The following is a 19292-nucleotide window of genomic DNA, read 5'->3' as shown; positions in this document are numbered from 1 at the left end:
CAGGCGGAAAAGTACGGGGAAAAACGGGTATGCACGGGAAGAAGCGGACGGAAGGAAGAACCGCCAGTGCTCTAAAATGACAACCCATACAGGAATTACCAAGGGACAGGTGAACTTGTTCAGGTTAAAAAAAATATCGGGTAAACCAGCTTAGGTATGACAAGCGAAGTTGCCAACTAAATCCTGTACAGTACACATTACAGGGCTTTATCCATCATCAAATAAGGGGAACGGAAGTTTCAACGCCGAGAAACTGGAGTTTCAACAGTTAGAAACTATAGTTTCATAAGCAAGAAACTTTAGTTTCCTTTTAAACGAAACTAAAGTTTCAAGCGGTAGAAACTACAGTTTCAAGCAATGGAAACCAGAGTTTCAAGCCGACGAAACTACTGTTTCAAAAGGACGGAACAGGATGTTCACTAAGGAAATAAAAGAAATGGCTATATATCAACATATTACAGAAAGAAGAAGGATGCAGGGGAAAAAACACGCACGCATGTGAAAGGCGGAAGTTGAAGGATTAACGGAAAAAATGATGCCACTACAGGAAAACCGGTCTGCCAAACATACCGCGGACATCTGCAGGCCGGTTTTCCTCACAATTATGGCTCACAGGATTACAAAAATATACCCTGATTTCTTGATACTGCATGAAAGGAGGCCCAAAAAACGACATACTCCGCCGGGCAATCAAAAGAAACATGCAACCCCCAAAAATAATCCGGCAGTCATCGCATCATAAACACACTGTAACCTCAAACATATCGCACCGCTCAGATTTTGTACTCTTCTATTTTCCGGTACAACGTAGTAAGCCCTATCTTCAACAGGCGTGCAGTTTCTGTTTTGTTTCCCTTCGTATATTCCAATACACGGGCGATATGTCTCCTTTCCATAGCAGCCAATTCAAAATTCCCGATAGTATCGTCCGAACATTCATAATGATTATTTTGAATTTCCAGAGGGAGATCACAAACATCCAGCCGTCCGCCCTCGCAAACAATCAGGCTACGTTCGATTACGTTTCTCAATTCCCGAATATTTCCTTTCCAAGGCTGTTGTTCCAATGCCTCCAGAAAGGCGGGAGTCATTTCATTAACCACATAAGACAGCTTTTCCGAGAAGTTTTTGGCAAAAGCGGTAGCCAGAATTTTAATATCTCCCGTGCGCTCACGGAGCGGAGGAAGATGTACCTGAAACACTGAAAGGCGATAGAACAAATCTTCACGAAAATGCCCGGCTTTGATTTCTTCCTGCAGGTTACGGTTGGTAGCTGCAATAATACGCACATTCACCCTGGTCGGCTTCGTATCTCCAATCTTTATATATTCACCCGTTTCAAGAATACGCAACAGCTTGGCTTGCAGCTCAAAAGCCATTTCTCCTATTTCATCCAGAAAAATAGTACCGTTATTGGCTTCTTCAAAAAGCCCCTTCTTATCTTTCAACGCGCCGGTAAACGAACCGGCCTTATGCCCGAACATCTCACTCTCCAACAAATCTTTGCTGAAAGAAGAACAATTGACCGCTACGAAATTTTGTTTATTCCGCTTGCTGTTATAGTGAATGGCCTGTGCAAAAACCTCCTTCCCCGTTCCGGTTTCGCCGGTCAACAACACCGGAACGTCCGTTACAGACACCTTTTGAGCCAATGAGACAGCCTCTTTCAAAACTTTCGACTCTCCCAGAATGGAATCGAACGAATACATCTGCCCGACCTTCTTTTCCAGTCTCTCAAGCCTTACATTCATTTTAGCCTTCTCTACGGCACGGCTGATTAAAGGGATAATCTTATTATTATCATCCCCTTTCGTTATATAGTCGAAAGCTCCGTTCTTGATTGCCTGCACCCCGTCAGGTATGTTGCCGTGGGCAGTGAGAAGAATCACTTCCACATTAGGAGCCGCCTTTTTGATATTCAACACCAAATCCACCCCGTTTCCGTCAGGAAGAAAAACATCACACAACGCTACATCCGGTGACTGGAGTTCCAACTGTTTCAGAGCCGTTTTGCAATCGCCGGCCTGACACACCTCGTAACCTTCCAGTTCCAACATACGTGCCAGAAGGTTGCGAATCTGCACTTCGTCATCAATAATAAGAATCTTACTCATAACTTACCTATATTAAAAATAGAAGAATAAAAAACAGGGTGCACAAATATAAGGTTTTTCAATGAATCATCCAGAAAGAATTGAAGTAATCGCGGAAAAAAGGAGAACCAAAACCGTGCAATATTGTTACTTCTTATGAGGAGATAAAGGAAAACGTTCGTCACGCTTAGCAGTGGCCCGGCAAATAACGGTAAGCAAAACAACCATACAGGTGAAAAGAGCAGAATACACGAATGTAAATCCATTTATTTAACAAAAATGACTAATAAAAACACTCAGATATATGAAAACAATATGTGCTATGCGCGATGTATTCAGAGCTATGTCAAACTTTGAAACCGCATTTGAAAAAGTCTACCAAATGTCGCTGAATGAGGCGATAATATTATGTACGCTTAAAGATTCCGTAAAGAGTATGACAGCCACAAGCCTGTCCAAGCAGACAGACCTGAGCCCTTCGCACACCTCGAAAATGCTCCGGATACTGGAAGAAAAAGGATTGATTATCAGAACACTCGGCAGTGAAGACCGCAGACAGATGTATTTCCACCTCTCATCGGAAGGCAGGCAACGGATACACGAGATGGAAATCGGCAAAGTAGAAATACCGGAATTGATAAAACCCCTGTTCGTTTAGAAAACTTCCCGGACCGAATATCCGCAAGGAAAAAACGGAATAACGGATAAACCGCCTGCACCGGCGTAATCGGACACTTACCATCTTTTATTCACTCCTCCAGGGGAAGATGTTAATTCTTCCGGTAAAAGATTTTTTCAGGTGAACCTTTTCACATTTTTCTTGTTGTTTGTTACAAAAGCCCCAAGGTACCAGGGCAATGATTTTATATAACCTAAACATTATAAAAGATATGAAGAAATTAATTCCTATTTTATTGGCGGTCTTTGCACTCGCTTCTTGCGAAAAAGACCCGGACATGGGTAAACTGGATAACAATTATCTGGTGTACACCAACTACGACGCGAAAGCGGACTTCAAAGTTCCCACATTCTACCTCGCTCCCCAAATCCTGGTGATTAACGACAGCAAAGAGCCGGAATATCTCGAAGGAGAAGGAGCAGAACAAATCCTGGCGGCATATACGGACAATATGGAAGCCAGAGGTTATGAGGCTGCCGTTGACAAAGAAAGCGCCGACCTCGGCATTCAAGTAAGCTACATTGCCAGTACCTATTACTTTACAAGCTACACGCAGCCCGAATGGTGGTGGGGATATCCCGGATATTGGGGACCTTCTTACTGGGGCAACTGGGGCGGATGGTATTATCCTTACGCCATAACTTACAGTTACAGCACCAACTCATTCTTGACAGAAATGGTGAATTTGCAGGCTGAAGAAGGTTCCGGCAAGAAACTTCCCGTCGTATGGACCAGCTACCTGACCGGATTTGAGACCGGTTCCAAACTAATCAACCGTACGCTTGCCATAGAGGCTGTCAACCAGTCGTTCACACAGTCACCCTATCTTACTAACAAATAAACAAATCCAACTGTTATGAAAACAATCAAAAACATATACTTCAAGGTAGTGGCGCTGGCAGCCATTGCCATCGCCTTTGCCATGCCGGCCAAGGCACAACTGTCAGACAACGGGTATGCCAACATAGACTGGCAGTTCAACGTCCCGTTAAGTAACCATTTCGCCGACAAAGCCAGCGGATGGGGAATGAATTTCGAAGGCGGTTATTTCGTTACCCCGAATATCGGCCTGGGACTCTTCCTGAACTATCACAGCAACCACGAATACGTGGGTCGCGAGACATTCAAACTGGCTGGAGGAGATGTCACCACCGACCAGCAGCATACCATCTTCCAGTTGCCTTTCGGAGCTGCCGCACGTTATCAATGGAACCGGGGCGGGGCCATACAGCCTTACGCCAGTGCCAAGCTGGGCGCCGAATACGCCAAGATTCGTTCCAATTTCAACATGCTTGAAGCAAGAGACAATAGCTGGGGATTCTATGTATCTCCGGAAATCGGTATCAATATATTCCCGTGGGTTTACGGTCCGGGCCTGCATTTCGCTTTGTACTACAGCTACGGTACCAATAAAGCTGATGTACTGCATTATAGCGTGGACGGGCTGAACAATTTCGGTTTCCGTCTAGGTCTGTCATTCTAAGCAGGGTTTCCATACCCCGCGATGTAAAAATGAAGCCGTGCCAAAGCTGGAATCTGCTGTCGTCATGACAGGATGATAATCAGCGGTTGGCACGGCTTCACCGGATTTTCAAAACGGAAGGATTATTTCTTCTCCATCGCGTCGTAAATCGTTTCCTGTATCCGTTCACGGATATGCAGCCTGTTCAAGTTCCGGTTAGTGACATCCGGATAAATGCGGTTGCTCAAAAAAACATAAACCAGCTCATTGACCGGGTCTGCCCATGCACATGTACCGGTAAATCCGGTATGCCCGTAGACTTCTCCCGGAACACCTGCCGCACAACTTCCCTTCTGCGGATTTTCCGTATCCGGCCTGTCGAACCCCAAACCGCGCCGGCTGATTTTCGATACCGAAGTAGTGAACAACTGGCAAGTCTCTTTACTCAAATAACGCCTGCCGTCTATCTCGCCGCCGTTGAGCAACATCTGATACACTCTGGCAACCTCACGGGCAGTAGAAAAAAGCCCGGCATTTCCCGCCGTCCCGCCCAAGAAAGCGGAAGCCTCATCATGCACAAATCCCTGCAAGACTCCTTTCCGCAAGAAAAGGTCTTTATTGGAAGGCACTATTTCCGACTGGGAGAGGTGGCGCAAAGGCAGATAACTTGTACGCCGCAACCCCATCGGTCCGTAAAACTCGCATTGCAGAAAGGCGTCCATCGGCCTACCTGCCAACTGCTCTACCAACATGCCGAGCAGAATGAACCCGACATCGCTATACACATAACGTTTGCGTCCCAACGGGGCTTCCGCTATCTTTGTCTCCACCACCTTGCGGAAAGAACGGTTCAACCACAAACCGTCACATAACTGAACGGCATAATCTCCGTCTTCGGACGGGGAAACATATTCTTTCCTGAACTTGAAACGCGGGTTAGCCCATGTATTCGTTCCAATCCGTACCGGATGCAGCACATCCCTGCGCCCGCTGAACAACCGCCCTTTATAACTTTCCTTGTCAATCACCTCCTGATAAAAAGGAAGCCAGGAAGGCAAGCCGGACTGGTGGTAAAGGATTTCCCCGATTGTAATGTTCTGCTTGTCGGTATGCCGCAAGAAAGGCAAATAATCCGAAATCTTATCCGTCAAATTGAAACGTCCCTTGTCATAAAGCTTCATGACGGCAAGCAAGGTAGCCGTTGTCTTTGTCAGAGAAGCCAAGTCATAGACATCCGAGGGTTTGACAGGAGCGCTCCCTTTCCCCGCATGCGTGCCGAAAGCTTTGTCTACCATGACACGCCCGTTTTTCAGGACCACGACCTGACAGCCGGGATAAGCTCCCTGCCGGATTCCGTCTAAAGCAATGGAATCAATCCGTTTCAACAGAGAGGACGAAAACCCGTATTCTTCCGGAACAAAATGCAAAGGGGTCTCCGGGGTTAGCGTGACGCCTGTTCCGGTAGGGAACAACCCTCCGAGGCTTGCCGACAATCTCCCGTCTGCCACCGCTTTGCCAAACAAGACATCCGCTACCCGGCTCTGTACGTCCGCGGTAGGGTTGTGGGCCAATACCACCGATGAAGCACGGCTCACCGCATCCTGAATCTGCAACATGGTCTTGCCGGGAGTAAAGAAGAGGTAAACCACAGGAACGCCGGGAGCAAATTTCGCGAAAAAAGACCGGTAGGAAGCCAACCGCTGTCCGCTGACCGCTACGACAATCCGGTCATAGGAAGCTAATGAATCATATAATTTCCGGTTTTCCCCTTCCGGCCGGTCCGGTCGAAGACGGAAACGGGACAACGCCGCATAATGCGATATCCGCTCTGCCAGCACGTCCGTTTTTCCCATATCCCCCACTTCGAGCAAGGCAATCTTCCGTTTCTTATCCGCATACAGGGGAAGCACGCCGTCCTGATTGCTCAAAACGGTTATCGCCGCCATATCCAACCGGCGAACCAGGTCGCGCGTCTTCGGGCTATTCACCCGCTGTTCCAGGCCGGACAATTGCACATACGGCTTCCGGTCAAGCCCCAACGCATATTTATAAGTCAGTACTTTACGACACTTCCTTTCTATATCTTCCCGGCTCATCTCTCCTTTTTCAACGGCTTTCAGCACAGCTTGAATCTCCGTTTTCAAATTACGGGGCGCCAACACCATGTCGTTTCCCGCCTTCAATGCCTGCAAACTGACATTGCTGTTGCCGGACACGCCTTTCATCGCCAGTGCATCGGTAAAAATCAATCCTTTGAAAGCCAATTCCTCCGTCAATAAATCATATACGACTTTGCGGGACAGGGAGGACGGCAAGCCGCTGACCGGCTCTATCGCCGGAACCTGCAGATGCCCCACCATCATGCCGCTTACTCCGGCGCGAATCGCTTTCTTAAAAGGATATAGCTCCACACTGTCCAGGCGTTCACGCGCGAAAGGAATGACAGGAAGGGCTTTGTGCGAATCGACATCGGTATCGCCGTGACCGGGAAAATGCTTGCATACGGCCAACACTCCCCCCGCTTCCAGCCCGGAAGCGTAAGCGACGACCTTATCGGCGACTTCTGCCGGGTCTTCTCCGAAAGAGCGGGTATTGATGACCGGATTCTCCGGGTTTATATTCACATCCGCCACCGGAGCGAAATTGACCTGCACGCCGATTTCCCGGCATTGGCGCGCCACTTCACGCCCATATTCAAAAATCAGCCGGTTGTCCTGCACACATCCCAATACCATATTTCTCGGAAAGACGGGGGTTCCACGCAAACGCATGGCTAACCCCCACTCTCCGTCAAAGGTTATCATCACAGGAACTTTCGCCTGCCGCTGCGCCCGGTTTGTCAATTCGGCCTGGCTCTGCATCTTTCCTCCGGAAAAAAGCAGCCCTCCGACCTTATAAGTGGCGACCGCCTCACGCAACAGTTCCAAATTTTGTTTCGTATTTATCGGGGCAATGGTATAGACAAACAACTGGCCTACCTTTTCCTTCAAAGACAGCTTGCCCATTACCGAATCGACCCAATGCCGGCAATTCTTATCCTGCCGAGCCTTGTACGCGAACAAAGGTTCGACGGAGGCGGCAGGCTGGGCCGCCCCGCCAAAGGGCGCAGCCAGAATCAAAAATACAAATCCTAAAACAGAAGGGAGAATTTTCATTTGCGTTTCAAAGTCAAGTCGAGATACCCCACACGAACACCGTTTTTACCCGTATGCATAAGAGGAACCTCTTTTCCATCCATATTCAAATACTTTTTCGGCCCTTTCATAAATGTATGCGAATGCCCGCCCAGGATGACGTCGATATTGCGTGTGTTCGCCACCAGTCGTTCATCCATCTGAATGCCCAGATGAGAGAGGCACACAACCAGGTCGCACCCTTCCTCTTTCAACAAAGCCGCTGTTTCATTCGCCACTTTGACCGGCTCTTCATAGACGACTCCCACGCATTTATTCGCCTGTACCAACCCCGCCGGTTCGGCTCCCAGGCCGAATACCCCGATTTTCAATCCGAACCGCTCCAGGATTACATAGGGTTTAACCAGGTCTTTCAGCACAGTAGCGCTCAAATCATAGTTTGCGCAAACCACCGGGAATTTCGCCATCTTGAACAGCGACGCCATATTGTCCAAATCAAAATCGAACTCATGATTGCCGATAGTCATGGCATCGTATCCCATCTCATTCATCAATTTAACTTCCACTTCGCCGCGGAACATATTATAATAAGGTGTGCCCTGGGAAATATCGCCGCAATCGAACAGCAATACATGTTCATGTTCTTTACGGAACTGTTTCAGGAAAGCCGCCCGACGCACAAAACCGCCTTCGTTATAATTCCGGTCTCCTTTCTGATTTATCGGCTCAATACGGCTATGCACATCGCTAGTCTGCAATATTACCAGTTTTTTAGTGTCCTGCGCATAGGCCGAAATGACGAAACTGAACGCGAGGCATACCAATAATGATATCTGAAATCTTTTCATATCCTGTTACTTTTTAGATTCTTGTTTTACAGTTATACGTCCGTCCAGCCTTGACGTGACCGCCTTTCCCGCCGCAGTTTGCTCCCGGACATAATCCAAAAACAACCCGCGCAAGGTAGCTCCTTCCGGGCACTCCCTTTTTTCCGCCTGCAGGAAAGCGTCCATACTCCCGTTTCCGTCTGCCAGATAATCGATGGTGGCGACCGTATAAAGCCGGTCATCTTCCACCGGTTTCCCGCCGATAGCGGCATTCAGCAACTCTCCTTCTCTCGTGATTTCAAGACGGATGCCGCTGACTCCTTCCCCATGCAAAGAGGCTATCGCCTTGAACAACCGTTTCATTTCCGCACCTTTCATCGTCAATATGCAAAGGGAATTCTCGAAAGGAAGGATTTCGTAAACGGCGCCTACCGTAATGTCTCCCTTGGGCAGGATGTTGCGCAGGCCGCCCATATTCACCAGCCCCATATCCGCGGGCTTGCCTAAAACCCGGACGGCCGCCTGCTGGAGCACACTCGCAACCAAGTTGGAAAGGAGACTTTCGGGTGCACCTTTGTCCATCTTCATTTCACTGGTCCCGATGACCTCGTACATCATCGCGTCCACTTTTTCCTTATAGGGTTTCAACACCGCAGCGGCCGCCTCGTCAGGACGGGCGTCCCAAACCGAGTCTATCGCAATCATGCCGCCCTTCACTTCTGTCAGTTCATAGTGAGCTGCGGTCTCCTGCACCGAACGGCAGGAGGTAAACAGGAAATTTCCTGCCAATGCCGCCGTTATCAGGTACTTTACATAGGTCTGTTTCATGTTCGTCATTTTTGTTTTTTATCAATTTATGCGCATTCTTTGTCCGGATAAAACATCTTCCGTTCCGTTCTTCTATGCTACAAATATACAAAAACATTTGGCTATCTGGCAAATAATTCGTTACTTTGCACCGCTTTCGCGCAATCGCTGTCAAGAGAAGAGATACTTGGTATGTTGCGTTGTAACGATGAAACAATTTAATAATAACAACAATGGATTTAATTAAAATTGCAGAAGAAGCATTTGCTACCGGAAAACAGCACCCGAGCTTCAAAGCAGGAGACACTGTAACAGTAGCATATCGTATTATCGAGGGTAACAAAGAACGTGTACAGTTGTACCGTGGTGTTGTTATCAAAATCGCCGGTCACGGAGACAAGAAACGTTTTACTGTACGTAAAATGTCAGGAACTATAGGCGTAGAAAGAATTTTCCCAATCGAATCACCGGCTATCGATAGCATCGAAGTGAACAAGGTAGGTAAAGTTCGTCGCGCTAAATTGTACTACCTGCGCGCTCTTACTGGTAAGAAAGCTAGAATCAAAGAAAAAAGAGCTAACTAATAAGCCGAACTTTTCGATTCGAAATAAAAAAGGGAACTTCATTATGAGGTTCCCTTTTTTATTGTATATTTTCTCAAACATTCTCATGCCTATGAGAAAAAATTCTCATTGCAATGAGAATAATTCCTCAAAGGTATGAGAATATTTTCTCACTCCGGTGAGAATAACCCTTTGTCTGAATAAGCCGTACACGTCAGAAAGGACTAAATAAAACAAAGCCCCGAAAGTCATAAACTCCCGAGGCTTCATTACCTTTATTATAATAATGAAATGTTATTCTTTCAAATCTTTCAGTTCCCAAGCCAATGCACTGGCGCCCAGTACAGCAGCATCAGAATCCTTCAATTCGGAAACGAGCAGTTTAGTCTTGCCTTTATAGATATTCAGGATATTATCATCAATTGATTTCTGAATTGGTTTCATGATATAGTCACCGGACTTAGCCAAACCACCAAACAATACAATTGCTTCAGGGCTGGAGAATGCAATAGCATCTGCCAGTGCTTCACCCAAGATGTTACCTGTAAAGTTAAAGATTTCCTGTGCCAGTTTATCACCTTGTACAGCTGCATCATACACATCTTTTGAAGTGATGTTTTCTGCAGGAATGTTACGAAGCAAGCTAGCATCCGTACGGGCAGCAAGGAATTCACGGGCTGTGCGAGCTACACCGGTAGCCGAACAGTAAGTTTCCAGACATCCCTTACGGCCACAACCGCAAAGACGACCATCGCGACGGGCGATAACGTGTCCCAATTCACCTGCAAAACCGTCATGACCATACACCATCTGACCGTTGATAACGATACCGCTACCCACACCAGTACCCAGTGTAATCATGATAAAGTCTTTCATACCACGGGCAGCACCGTAAGTCATTTCACCGATAGCAGCAGCGTTTGCGTCGTTTGTCAAAGCAGTGGGGATACCCAGTCTTTCTTCAAACATGGCAGCCAACGGAAGAATTCCCTTCCAAGGCAGGTTCGGAGCAAATTCAATCGTTCCCGTGTAGTAGTTGCCATTCGGAGCACCGATACCAATACCTCTGATTTTATCAACACCACCATTAGCAATAATCAATGGAAGCAGACTTTTACACACTTCATCAGCGTATTCTTCTACTGTAGGGTAACCAGATGTTTTGATTGAACTGCTGGCAATAATAGTTCCGCGTGCGTCTACAATTCCAAAGACGGTATTCGTTCCGCCTATGTCAATACCTACTACGTAGGGTTTTTCCATGTTTGAATTCATGATACTTTTATTTAAAAGGGTTAGTTAATCATTAAGTTTACTGCACACAAATTACGTAAAGAAGATTGAGTCTACAAAATGTTTTTTGAAAAAAGTGCAACCTCTTTGCAACTTTTCGTATCTTATGCGCGTCCAACAGTAGAAATTTACCGGAAACAAAAACTAAACAAAGAGACTCGTGATAGGACTTACAAACATCAACAAGACCTACAACAACGGGACTCCTCTCCATGTACTCAAAGGCGTAAGTCTCCCTATCAGACACGGCGAATTCGTTTCCATCATGGGAGCGTCCGGGTCCGGGGAATCGCCCCTGCCCAACATTCCGGGCATCCTTGACAACTACGATACCGGAGATTACCGCCCGAACAACGTGCTTGTCAAAAAACTGAGCAAAACCAAGACCGCCGAATACCGGAACCGCATGATTGGATTCATTTTCCAGTCATTACTTATTAATAATCAAACGGATAACATTCGGACTATCGGATAACAAACGTACTCATAACCACTCCTTTTGATATATATTTAGTAAAAGAGGCGTTTATCAAACATCAATATTAACCACTTGGGCTGTTATTTAAACCAAATAAACACATACAATGCATTTTCACAGATAAAGTCCGAAGAAAAAGACAAAATAATAGTTTACTTTTGTAGGAAAAATAAGGGACATTACATTATGAGAACCAGTAAACTTACAGGAGGCATAATATTAGGAATATTGCTACTCTCACTTTTATCTTGCGCTGACAAACAGAAAAAAAACGTTTCCGAAGACAGGCTCATCGTAGACAGCCTTTTAGTCTCACGCATAGATTCCATATATACTTATCCTCTCAAAATGAGGGAGGTGTTCAGAAAAGCGCAAAAGCATCTGACAGACAGCATCGCTTACTATAAACTCGAACTATTCACAGGTTTCAGCTTTTATGTGGACGGCCATCAAGACAGTACGCGGGCCATCCATCAAAAAATACTGGATTTCTGCCAGCGGACTCCGGGCAGCAAGGCTCTGGAGGCCGCTTACTGGAATCATCACGCCACAATCCTCCAGCTCGAAGGCCGCCAGGATTCCGCACTTACCTCCTTACATCATGCCTATGACGCCTTATATCATTCCGACGACCACCGGGAACTGACAAGCGTATGCATCAACATAGCCGACATGTACAGCATCACCGGCCAATTGCCGGAAGCCGCTGCTTATTACCGGAAGGCACTGTTCATCGCCGACTCCCTTCATACTTACCGGGAGAATTTCGCGGTCTACATCGGTCTGGCGCAAACTTATTCCAACCTGTACAATTTCACTTTAGCCGACCATTACTTCCAGTTAGCGGAGAATTCCTTCGACAACGCACTGGCACAGGAGAAGGTGCTTTTCTACAACTTCAAGGGAAACAGCCTCTACGAACGGAAAAGATATCCGGAAGCACTCGCCTGTTTCAAAAAAGCATACGACATATCCGAAACATTCGAATATGATTATTTCAGGGTCAATATAGAGATTAACCTGGGCGAATTGTACACCTTGCTGAACCGGACGGATTCCGCGCATTACTACCTGGACAAAGCGCACCAGGCTTTATCCAAGACACCGAACGCCAACCAGGACCAGCTATTCTACCTGAACAGCCTGTATGTCGGTCTGGCATTGAAAGAGAACAACCTGGCCGCCGCCAATCACTACCTCTCGCTGCCATGCAACACGAACAGGCCTACCTCCATTTATCTGCACAACAAGCGCCTGCTGGATTATTATGTCCAGAAAAAGGATTTCAAAAAGGCCTACCGTTACAAAGAGATAGTGGACCAATATGACGATTCCCTGCGAAACGCCCGCAACGTCAGCAACATTGTCGAGATAGATTACCGTTACAAACAGGATACCACTTTATTGAAACGGGACATCATTATAGCCAACAACAAGACCCAGCTCTCGCAACAAAAGGAAATTATCATCCTCGCCGTCGCGTTATTGATTATCTCCGTGCTGTTGGCGTTTACCCTCATCCTCCACATACGGCGGAAAAACGAACGAAAATACAACCGGCAGATGGCAATGGTGGCCGAACTGCGTATGGAAAACATCCGGAACCGGATTTCCCCGCACTACGTATTCAATGTGCTCAACGCCATTATGCCTACTTTCAGACAATACTCCGAACTGACCCATCCGCTGCAACTGTTGATTGAGGTTTTGCGCGGCAACCTGCTCGTGTCGGACCAAATCGCGGTGGAGCTGGGCAAAGAGGTGGAACTGGTAAAGAAATACATCGCTCTCCGCAAAGAGACTAACCCGAACACCCCGGACGTCACCTGGGACATAGACGGGAAAGTATCCATGTACACGCTTATCCCTTCCATGATTATCCAGATTCCGGTAGAGAACTCGCTGAAATATGCTTTCGATTCCGCCGACGACAGGGACAACCGGATTTCCATCTCTATTTCCTCGACGGAAGAAGGGTTGCTCATTCTGATTAAGGACAACGGAAACGGTTATCATCCGGGAGAACACAAAGAGAGCAAAAGGGGGACAGGTACCGGACTGAAAGTCCTTTTCCGCACCATCGAACTACTAAACAGCAAAAATCAGCAAAAGGCATCATTCAACATCCGGAACATAACGCCCGGCGTTCACGGAGAACAAGGGACCGCAGTCAGGATTTTCATACCATTCAGCTATCAATTTAAATTTTAATATATGAATACGAGAGCTATTACTGCTATTATTGTTGACGACGAAATTAATGCTATTCAAACTTTATCTGAAGATTTAAGCGCTTATCCGGACATCGATATATTAGAAGCGACAACCTCTGCCTTGAAAGGGAAAAAGAGCATTGTAAAACTACAACCGGATTTGTTGTTCCTCGACGTGGAAATGCCCAAACTTAACGGCATCGACCTTCTACAGGAAATACGCCCTTACATCCATTCCAGCATGTATGTGGTTTTCTACAGCGCATTTGACAAATACATGATTAACGCCCTGCGCGCTTCCGCCTTCGATTATCTGCTCAAGCCTTACCAGCCGGAAGAGCTGAAACAAATCATCGACCGCGTACGGCAAAAAAGAGATACCAATGTGCAGAATTTCGAACAATCCATGCGCCGCCTGCTGAGTGACGGCTGCAAGTTCGCATTGCAGACCATGACTAGCCTGCTGCTGCTCCGTTGTACGGAAATCCTGCTCTTCCGTTATCTGGACGATACACGCTGCTGGCAGGTAACACTGACCAACATGGAACAACACCGCCTGCGAATGACTATCAAAGCTAAGGAGATACTGAACCTCAGCCAGTCTTTCGTGCGTATCAATTCCAACTGCATACTTAATATCGAATACCTCTCTTCCATTGAAAATAACACGCTCCGCTGCGTACTCTATTCTCCTTTCGAGCATCTGGAGTTAACGGCTTCCCGCAGGCATTTCTCCAAAATCAAAGAGATGCTGGAAATGCTGTAAACGTATATTTCAATCAATGAGGAGGGTGAGCTTTCACTCTCCCCCCCCTTCTCCCGCCATTCCGGCCTGAAAAAATATGACCGGGAAGGCATCGTTTCCGACCGACTAATCATAATTCCTCCACACCTAAGCATTCCTTACCGAAAAGGGACTTTCCACGCTCTGTTTTCATTTGTAATTTTGTGGAAAATACAACTGTAGCACAGGCGTTCCACAAGAAAAAGTTCCACGCCCATAACTATAATTTTCTACTTTGGAACTTAGTAGAAACAGAACAAAACGATATGAAAACATCGACATTATTTCTATCTTGTTGTCTGTTTTTCCCTCATCTTTCTGCACAAGTAGCAACTCCCGAAGGGAAAGAGCAGAGGCTTGTTTATCCGCAGAAGACTACCCCCACAGGAATAGACAATTATTTATTCACCGCTTATTTCCATAGTGGGAAAGAAAGTCACAACCTGCTCAACCGGATACGCAAGGTTCCCGGCACTGTCTATTCTTTAAAAGTGAATCCGTCAGGTTCTTCCTATGCCGTCATTTACGGGAAAAAAGACAAAAGGAAGGTGATTGTCTACGACTTATGGCTTTCACAGAAAGTTATACACAGATTTTCTAAAGGCATTTCAGCGCAGGCCATTTGTTACGCTCCCGACGCGAAGACATTCGCTATCGCCTGTCCGGACAACAAGGTGCTTCTTTACGATACCGGGGAATACGAACTGAAGAAAGAAATCACATTGCCGACAACGGCGGAAAGGATAGCTATCAGCAGCAATAATTATTTCCTGGCGGCTTCCAACGGCAACAACCTGGTTATCTGGAATCTGGAGTCGGAGACGGAGAGGACCACTCTTCCTTTCGGAGCCGCAATCAACAGTTTCGAGTTTTCCAATGACGGCAGTCAACTGGCTGTCACCACGGCCGACGGCAGGCTGACGGTTTTCGATACCCGCACCTACACGGCCCGGCAGAGTTATGAAGGAATGGGAAAAGCCCGGTCCTGTTACTTCCATCCGGAAAGGAAATACATCGCGGCAGTGACGGGCGACAACCGTATTTCCATCATCAACTTGTTCGATGATGCAGACCGCCACTATATCGACAACCCCAACGGAGGCATCACCGACGTGCGTTTCGTCAAAGACGGGAAGAAAGAGACATACCTCGTTTACAACACCCGGAACAGTATTGTTTATGAAGCCGTAGACAATCTGGCTCCATGTTACAGTTCACTTATCGCCGACGAAGTGAACGACCGGATGAATGAATGGATGAAGATGAAAGAGGGAGAAACAATGGAACAGTATAACCTCCGTGTGAACGACCGGACACGCGCGGAACAACAAATGCTGTTCGAACAGGAGATAGCGACCCGGATGGCTGAAAACCTGGTTGACAAGTCGGAAGTCAGCTTCGGCCAGTATAACCCGACTTCCCAGATGCTGGCTATCGACTTCGATGCCATGCCGCCGATTTACCTGCCCATCCCGACCGAAGAAGTTTCCGATTTCATGGACCCCGGTAATCTTGAATTCAGGAATGCCGTGTACGGTGTCAACTCAAACGACGAATTCGAACTAATCTATGCGGACGTATATAATAAAGCATCCGGAAAGACATATACTTTCGACAACCTGGAACGGAAATCCCTTGACTACATGAAATCCGAAGAAGATTTCGTGCCGCTGGAAATGGTCCAACAATCCAATATGGATGAGATTAAGCTGCAGGAAATCAAAGACGACATCGTCAAGACCGCCAAAGAGAACAACTCTATTTCCGACCACACCAATATATCCGTTGATGCGGGAATAGTAGCGGGAGTAGACGCCAACGGGAATAAAATCATGAATTACAAGATAGATTATTCCTATACTGTCGACGAGGAGTTTTCCGCTAAAGAAGATTTCAAACCGGGAAAATACATCACTGAAGAATCTCCCGCCGCCCTGTCAATGGCAAGCATTATGCAACAGGCATTCAAGGAACGGTTCTCACAGTATATTAAAGAAGGGAAAAAGCTGGAAATAAAAATCAGCGGTGTGGCCGACGCCAGCCCTATCCGCGGGAAAATAGCTTATGACGGACATTACGGTGAGTTTACCAATGAGCCGGTCTACAAAGACGGGAACCTTTCCAACATCACTGTTACCCAAAAAAGCGGAATCACCGCCAATGAGCAGCTTGCTTTCCTCCGTGCGGCCGGAGTAAAAAGTTACATAGAGAAGAATATTCCCGAACTTTCCAAGATGAGTACCGATTATGAATTCCATATCGACGTCAGTGAGAAAGCGGGAAGCGAATATAGAAGAATCAGTGTGGAAGTTTTGTTTATAGACGCCCTCTAATTGATATAGACTGATGAGAAAACGATTATTATTAGTCGGTTTAATAGCATACGCCGGGCTTTCCTCCCTGCCTGCCGGCGCCCAGTCGATAGAAAGCGCCGGCAATGCATACAAGGCTTTTGTCCGCCTGAACAACGAGAACGGCGACAAAGCCAATATGTATGCCATGCTGTATCAAAGTTATAAGGAATATGCGGCTATTCTGAAAGCGTCGGCACCGAACAGCACCGCCTACACTCAGGCTAAAAGCGCTCTTCGGGACATGTTTCCGTACTTGCAGAAAGGCGCTGTCTACAACTCGCAAAGAGGAGCGCAACGGAATGCATTATTATTTGCACAGGCACATGTGGACATCCCTCTGATGGATGCCTTTAAAGGAGAACAGCTCCCTAAAGACAGCTATTATCCGACGATGGTGTATTTTGCCGCATCGGGAACCTATAATTCCGGGAATTACGCCAAAGCCATTCCTTATTTCCGGGAATACTTGAATACGCACGATACTCAAAAACGCCAAAGCGTATTCGTTTTTATGGCTAAGGCATGCGGACACGTCAAAGATTATGCACAGGCAAGAAACGTGCTTGAAGAAGCAATAGCCAATTATCCTTCGGATTTCAATATGCTTTCTACCGCCATCAATTGCTGCATAGACAACAAAGACAACGAAGGACTGCAAAAATTTGTCAGCAAGGCATTGGCTATCAAGCCCAACGACCCGACCCTGCTCAATATACAAGGCAAGTTGTATGAAGAGGCGCATGACTACCGGCAGGCACTGGATATCTATACCAGATTACGCGAGTCCAATCCGCGAAGCCTGGAAGTAGCACGCCATCTGGGTTTGAACTATTATAATCTCGGAGTAATCTGCTATAATAAGGGAATCATGGAAGGCAACTCTTCCGGCGGCAAGGAAATGGACAGGCAGGCGAAAGAATACTTCACCGCCGCCAAGAATATTTTCAAGCAGGTGTTGGCGGCAGACCCTACTTCCATAAAGTACATGCAGGCATTAGCCACAGTGTATAGTTGTCTGGGGAATACGGGAGAACTGACGGCTCTCAACAACAAACTCGCCTCATTGGGAGGAAACGCCGTTTCAGCTTCCGCCGCTCCGGCAATAGTGAGTTTTTCCGACAATCCCGTTACAGGAAGCCATGCGGATACCGCACAGAAAACGTCTTTCGCCTCCGGAGGACAGCCAGGTACTGCCGGCAACCCGTCTCTTTCCGCCTCCGCCGACATTCCGAGCTACTCGCAATTCGCCAAGAATTACATAGAAAAGAAAATTAGCGCGTGGCAGGCAAAAGACCCGTATGAAACGATAGACGAATACAAAGAACGGGTCACCGAGACAACGCGGGAAGAGAAAGTCAAAGTCCTGATGAAAGAAGCCGAAGCCAACTATATCAACAGTTATTCGCAACAGATACGGTTGAGCGACATGCAATTGAAGCCTTATGACGCCGACAATCAGGTTTTCCTTATCCAGTCCAGATTCGGGGAGATTATCCTGCCTGTCCCGCGGGAGAATAATGAAGCCAAGATATTTGCCAGCAACTGGAACGGAATCCAGCTTAAAGCCCCCAAATTTTATATCAGCAATGACCGGCTGGCATTATCGGCGCTGACATTCGTCACCCCGATGGGAAATACTTACAGTTACAATGACAAGGCTGCATTGAATTATACGGAAACATCCGTAGACGTCCATTTCGATGCCATTGATTACAGCGCGCTGGCTCAGGCCGGCACGGCTTCCCCGTCTCCTTCAAAGATACGGAAAAATGAAATCAAGGTCGGCAATTCCGATGTGGATATGAACATTCCCGAAGTCAGAACGGAGAATGCCAAAACCTTTGCCGTCATCATTTCCAATGAAAACTACAGCATGGTGTCCAAAGTGCCGATGGCGCTCAACGACGGAAAGACATTCAGTCAGTATTGCGAAAAAACACTGGGAATGCCCGAAGACAACATCCGTTTTTACCCGGACGCTTCATACGGAACCATGCTTCGTGCCGTGCGGGACATCAAAGACATCGCAACCGCTTATTCGGGCGATATTCAAGTCGTGTTTTATTATGCAGGACACGGTATCCCCAACGAAGCGACCAAAGACGCTTACCTGCTTCCGGTCGATGCAGACGGAACGCAAACGGAAGGCTGTTATCCGCTCAGCAGGCTTTACGCGGAACTGGGAGCGCTGAACGCCCGGTCTGTCATCGTCTTTCTGGATGCGTGTTTCAGCGGGGCACAACGAGACGGAGGCATGCTTGCTTCCGCCCGCGGGGTAGCTTTGAAGGCGAAAAAAGAAGACCCGAAGGGGAATATGGTTATTTTCAGCGCTGCTTCGGGCGACGAGACTGCCTTTCCCTACAAGGAAAAGGGACACGGCTTATTCACTTATTTTCTGCTAAAGAAGCTGCAGGAAAGCAAAGGGGACGTGACATTGGAAGAGTTAGGCAATTACATTACGGAGCATGTCAAACGGCAATCGGTCGTAGTCAACCGGAAGGCCCAGACTCCCACCGTATCTTCTTCCGTATCCCTGACAGACAGTTGGCGGGAATTAAGGCTAAGACCGTGAATGAACAAGAAAAAGTAGAAAGAATTTTATCAT

Annotated in this window: 13 protein-coding genes and 1 pseudogene; 9 read left to right on the top strand and 5 right to left on the bottom strand. The window is 47.1% G+C overall.

All coding sequences use genetic code 11. The features are described 5' to 3' along the window. Positions 1-773: 773 nt before the first annotated feature. Positions 774-2114, bottom strand: a complete 1341-nt coding sequence (locus tag Q5076_RS11945; protein WP_303013573.1) for a sigma-54 dependent transcriptional regulator — start codon at positions 2112-2114, stop codon at positions 774-776. Positions 2115-2397: 283 nt separating this feature from the next. Between Q5076_RS11945 and Q5076_RS11940 the strand changes: the two genes are divergently transcribed. From Q5076_RS11940 to Q5076_RS11930, 3 genes are all read left to right on the top strand, one after another. Further along, a complete protein-coding gene (locus Q5076_RS11940; protein WP_303013570.1) occupies positions 2398-2751 on the top strand; it encodes a MarR family winged helix-turn-helix transcriptional regulator in 354 nt (117 codons plus the stop codon). Positions 2752-2983: 232 nt separating this feature from the next. Continuing rightward, entirely contained in the window at positions 2984-3613 is a 630-nt protein-coding gene (locus Q5076_RS11935) for a DUF4136 domain-containing protein (RefSeq protein ID WP_303013567.1), read from the top strand. A 15-nt stretch (positions 3614-3628) separates the two neighbouring features. Next, entirely contained in the window at positions 3629-4255 is a 627-nt protein-coding gene (locus Q5076_RS11930) for a porin family protein (RefSeq protein WP_303013565.1), read from the top strand. A gap of 122 nt (positions 4256-4377) precedes the next feature. Here the strand turns inward: Q5076_RS11930 and Q5076_RS11925 are convergent, their stop codons facing one another. The 3 genes from Q5076_RS11925 to Q5076_RS11915 are packed head-to-tail and all read right to left on the bottom strand — an operon-like array spanning position 4378 to position 9023. Continuing rightward, the gene (locus Q5076_RS11925; RefSeq protein WP_303013563.1) at positions 4378-7389 is read right to left on the bottom strand and encodes a glycoside hydrolase family 3 N-terminal domain-containing protein; all 3012 of its coding nucleotides are present in this window, start codon (positions 7387-7389) and stop codon (positions 4378-4380) included. Then, entirely contained in the window at positions 7386-8216 is an 831-nt protein-coding gene (locus tag Q5076_RS11920) for a bifunctional UDP-sugar hydrolase/5'-nucleotidase (RefSeq protein ID WP_303013561.1), read from the bottom strand. Before Q5076_RS11920 ends, Q5076_RS11925 begins: the two co-directional genes overlap by 4 nt. 6 nt (positions 8217-8222) lie before the next feature. Next, on the bottom strand, positions 8223-9023 hold the full coding sequence (locus Q5076_RS11915; RefSeq protein ID WP_303013578.1) for a 5'-nucleotidase C-terminal domain-containing protein: 801 nt from the start codon (positions 9021-9023) through the stop codon (positions 8223-8225). A 212-nt stretch (positions 9024-9235) separates the two neighbouring features. Here Q5076_RS11915 and rplS point away from each other — a divergent pair, with 212 nt between their 5' ends. Continuing rightward, a complete protein-coding gene (rplS, locus tag Q5076_RS11910; RefSeq protein WP_004296199.1) occupies positions 9236-9586 on the top strand; it encodes a 50S ribosomal protein L19 in 351 nt (116 codons plus the stop codon). A 273-nt stretch (positions 9587-9859) separates the two neighbouring features. Here the strand turns inward: rplS and Q5076_RS11905 are convergent, their stop codons facing one another. Continuing rightward, positions 9860-10840, bottom strand: a complete 981-nt coding sequence (locus Q5076_RS11905) for an ROK family protein (protein WP_004307000.1) — start codon at positions 10838-10840, stop codon at positions 9860-9862. Between the two features lie 178 nt (positions 10841-11018). Between Q5076_RS11905 and Q5076_RS11900 the strand changes: the two are divergent. The 5 genes and pseudogenes from Q5076_RS11900 to Q5076_RS11880 all read left to right on the top strand — a co-directional run. Next, positions 11019-11288 (top strand): annotated as a pseudogene (locus tag Q5076_RS11900) (ABC transporter ATP-binding protein); the annotation flags it as partial. A 234-nt stretch (positions 11289-11522) separates the two neighbouring features. Continuing rightward, on the top strand, positions 11523-13547 hold the full coding sequence (locus Q5076_RS11895; RefSeq protein ID WP_303013558.1) for a tetratricopeptide repeat protein: 2025 nt from the start codon (positions 11523-11525) through the stop codon (positions 13545-13547). A 3-nt stretch (positions 13548-13550) separates the two neighbouring features. Further along, the gene (locus tag Q5076_RS11890) at positions 13551-14315 is read left to right on the top strand and encodes a LytTR family DNA-binding domain-containing protein (protein WP_303013555.1); all 765 of its coding nucleotides are present in this window, start codon (positions 13551-13553) and stop codon (positions 14313-14315) included. A 284-nt stretch (positions 14316-14599) separates the two neighbouring features. After that, positions 14600-16666, top strand: coding sequence for a WD40 repeat domain-containing protein (locus tag Q5076_RS11885; protein ID WP_303013553.1), 2067 nt, complete (start codon positions 14600-14602; stop codon positions 16664-16666). A 13-nt stretch (positions 16667-16679) separates the two neighbouring features. Beyond that, on the top strand, positions 16680-19259 hold the full coding sequence (locus Q5076_RS11880; protein WP_303013551.1) for a caspase family protein: 2580 nt from the start codon (positions 16680-16682) through the stop codon (positions 19257-19259). Positions 19260-19292: the final 33 nt, after the last annotated feature.

Origin of the sequence: uncultured Bacteroides sp., assembly GCF_958445495.1 — a bacterium.
In the GTDB taxonomy this organism is placed as follows: Bacteria; Bacteroidota; Bacteroidia; order Bacteroidales; family Bacteroidaceae; genus Bacteroides.
This window is presented reverse-complemented; position numbering and strand designations above follow the sequence as displayed.

Excerpts from the sequence above, each read along its gene's own strand:
- Q5076_RS11940 (WP_303013570.1), top strand. The coding sequence starts at position 2,398 with ATGAAAACAATATGTGCTATGCGCGATGTATTCAGAGCTATGTCAAAC.
- Q5076_RS11880 (WP_303013551.1), top strand. The coding sequence starts at position 16,680 with ATGAGAAAACGATTATTATTAGTCGGTTTAATAGCATACGCCGGGCTT.
- Q5076_RS11890 (WP_303013555.1), top strand. The coding sequence starts at position 13,551 with ATGAATACGAGAGCTATTACTGCTATTATTGTTGACGACGAAATTAAT.
- Q5076_RS11930 (WP_303013565.1), top strand. The coding sequence starts at position 3,629 with ATGAAAACAATCAAAAACATATACTTCAAGGTAGTGGCGCTGGCAGCC.
- rplS (WP_004296199.1), top strand. The coding sequence starts at position 9,236 with ATGGATTTAATTAAAATTGCAGAAGAAGCATTTGCTACCGGAAAACAG.
- Q5076_RS11895 (WP_303013558.1), top strand. The coding sequence starts at position 11,523 with ATGAGAACCAGTAAACTTACAGGAGGCATAATATTAGGAATATTGCTA.
- Q5076_RS11915 (WP_303013578.1), bottom strand. The coding sequence starts at position 9,023 with ATGAAACAGACCTATGTAAAGTACCTGATAACGGCGGCATTGGCAGGA.
- Q5076_RS11935 (WP_303013567.1), top strand. The coding sequence starts at position 2,984 with ATGAAGAAATTAATTCCTATTTTATTGGCGGTCTTTGCACTCGCTTCT.
- Q5076_RS11925 (WP_303013563.1), bottom strand. The coding sequence starts at position 7,389 with ATGAAAATTCTCCCTTCTGTTTTAGGATTTGTATTTTTGATTCTGGCT.
- Q5076_RS11905 (WP_004307000.1), bottom strand. The coding sequence starts at position 10,840 with ATGAATTCAAACATGGAAAAACCCTACGTAGTAGGTATTGACATAGGC.
- Q5076_RS11920 (WP_303013561.1), bottom strand. The coding sequence starts at position 8,216 with ATGAAAAGATTTCAGATATCATTATTGGTATGCCTCGCGTTCAGTTTC.
- Q5076_RS11885 (WP_303013553.1), top strand. The coding sequence starts at position 14,600 with ATGAAAACATCGACATTATTTCTATCTTGTTGTCTGTTTTTCCCTCAT.
- Q5076_RS11945 (WP_303013573.1), bottom strand. The coding sequence starts at position 2,114 with ATGAGTAAGATTCTTATTATTGATGACGAAGTGCAGATTCGCAACCTT.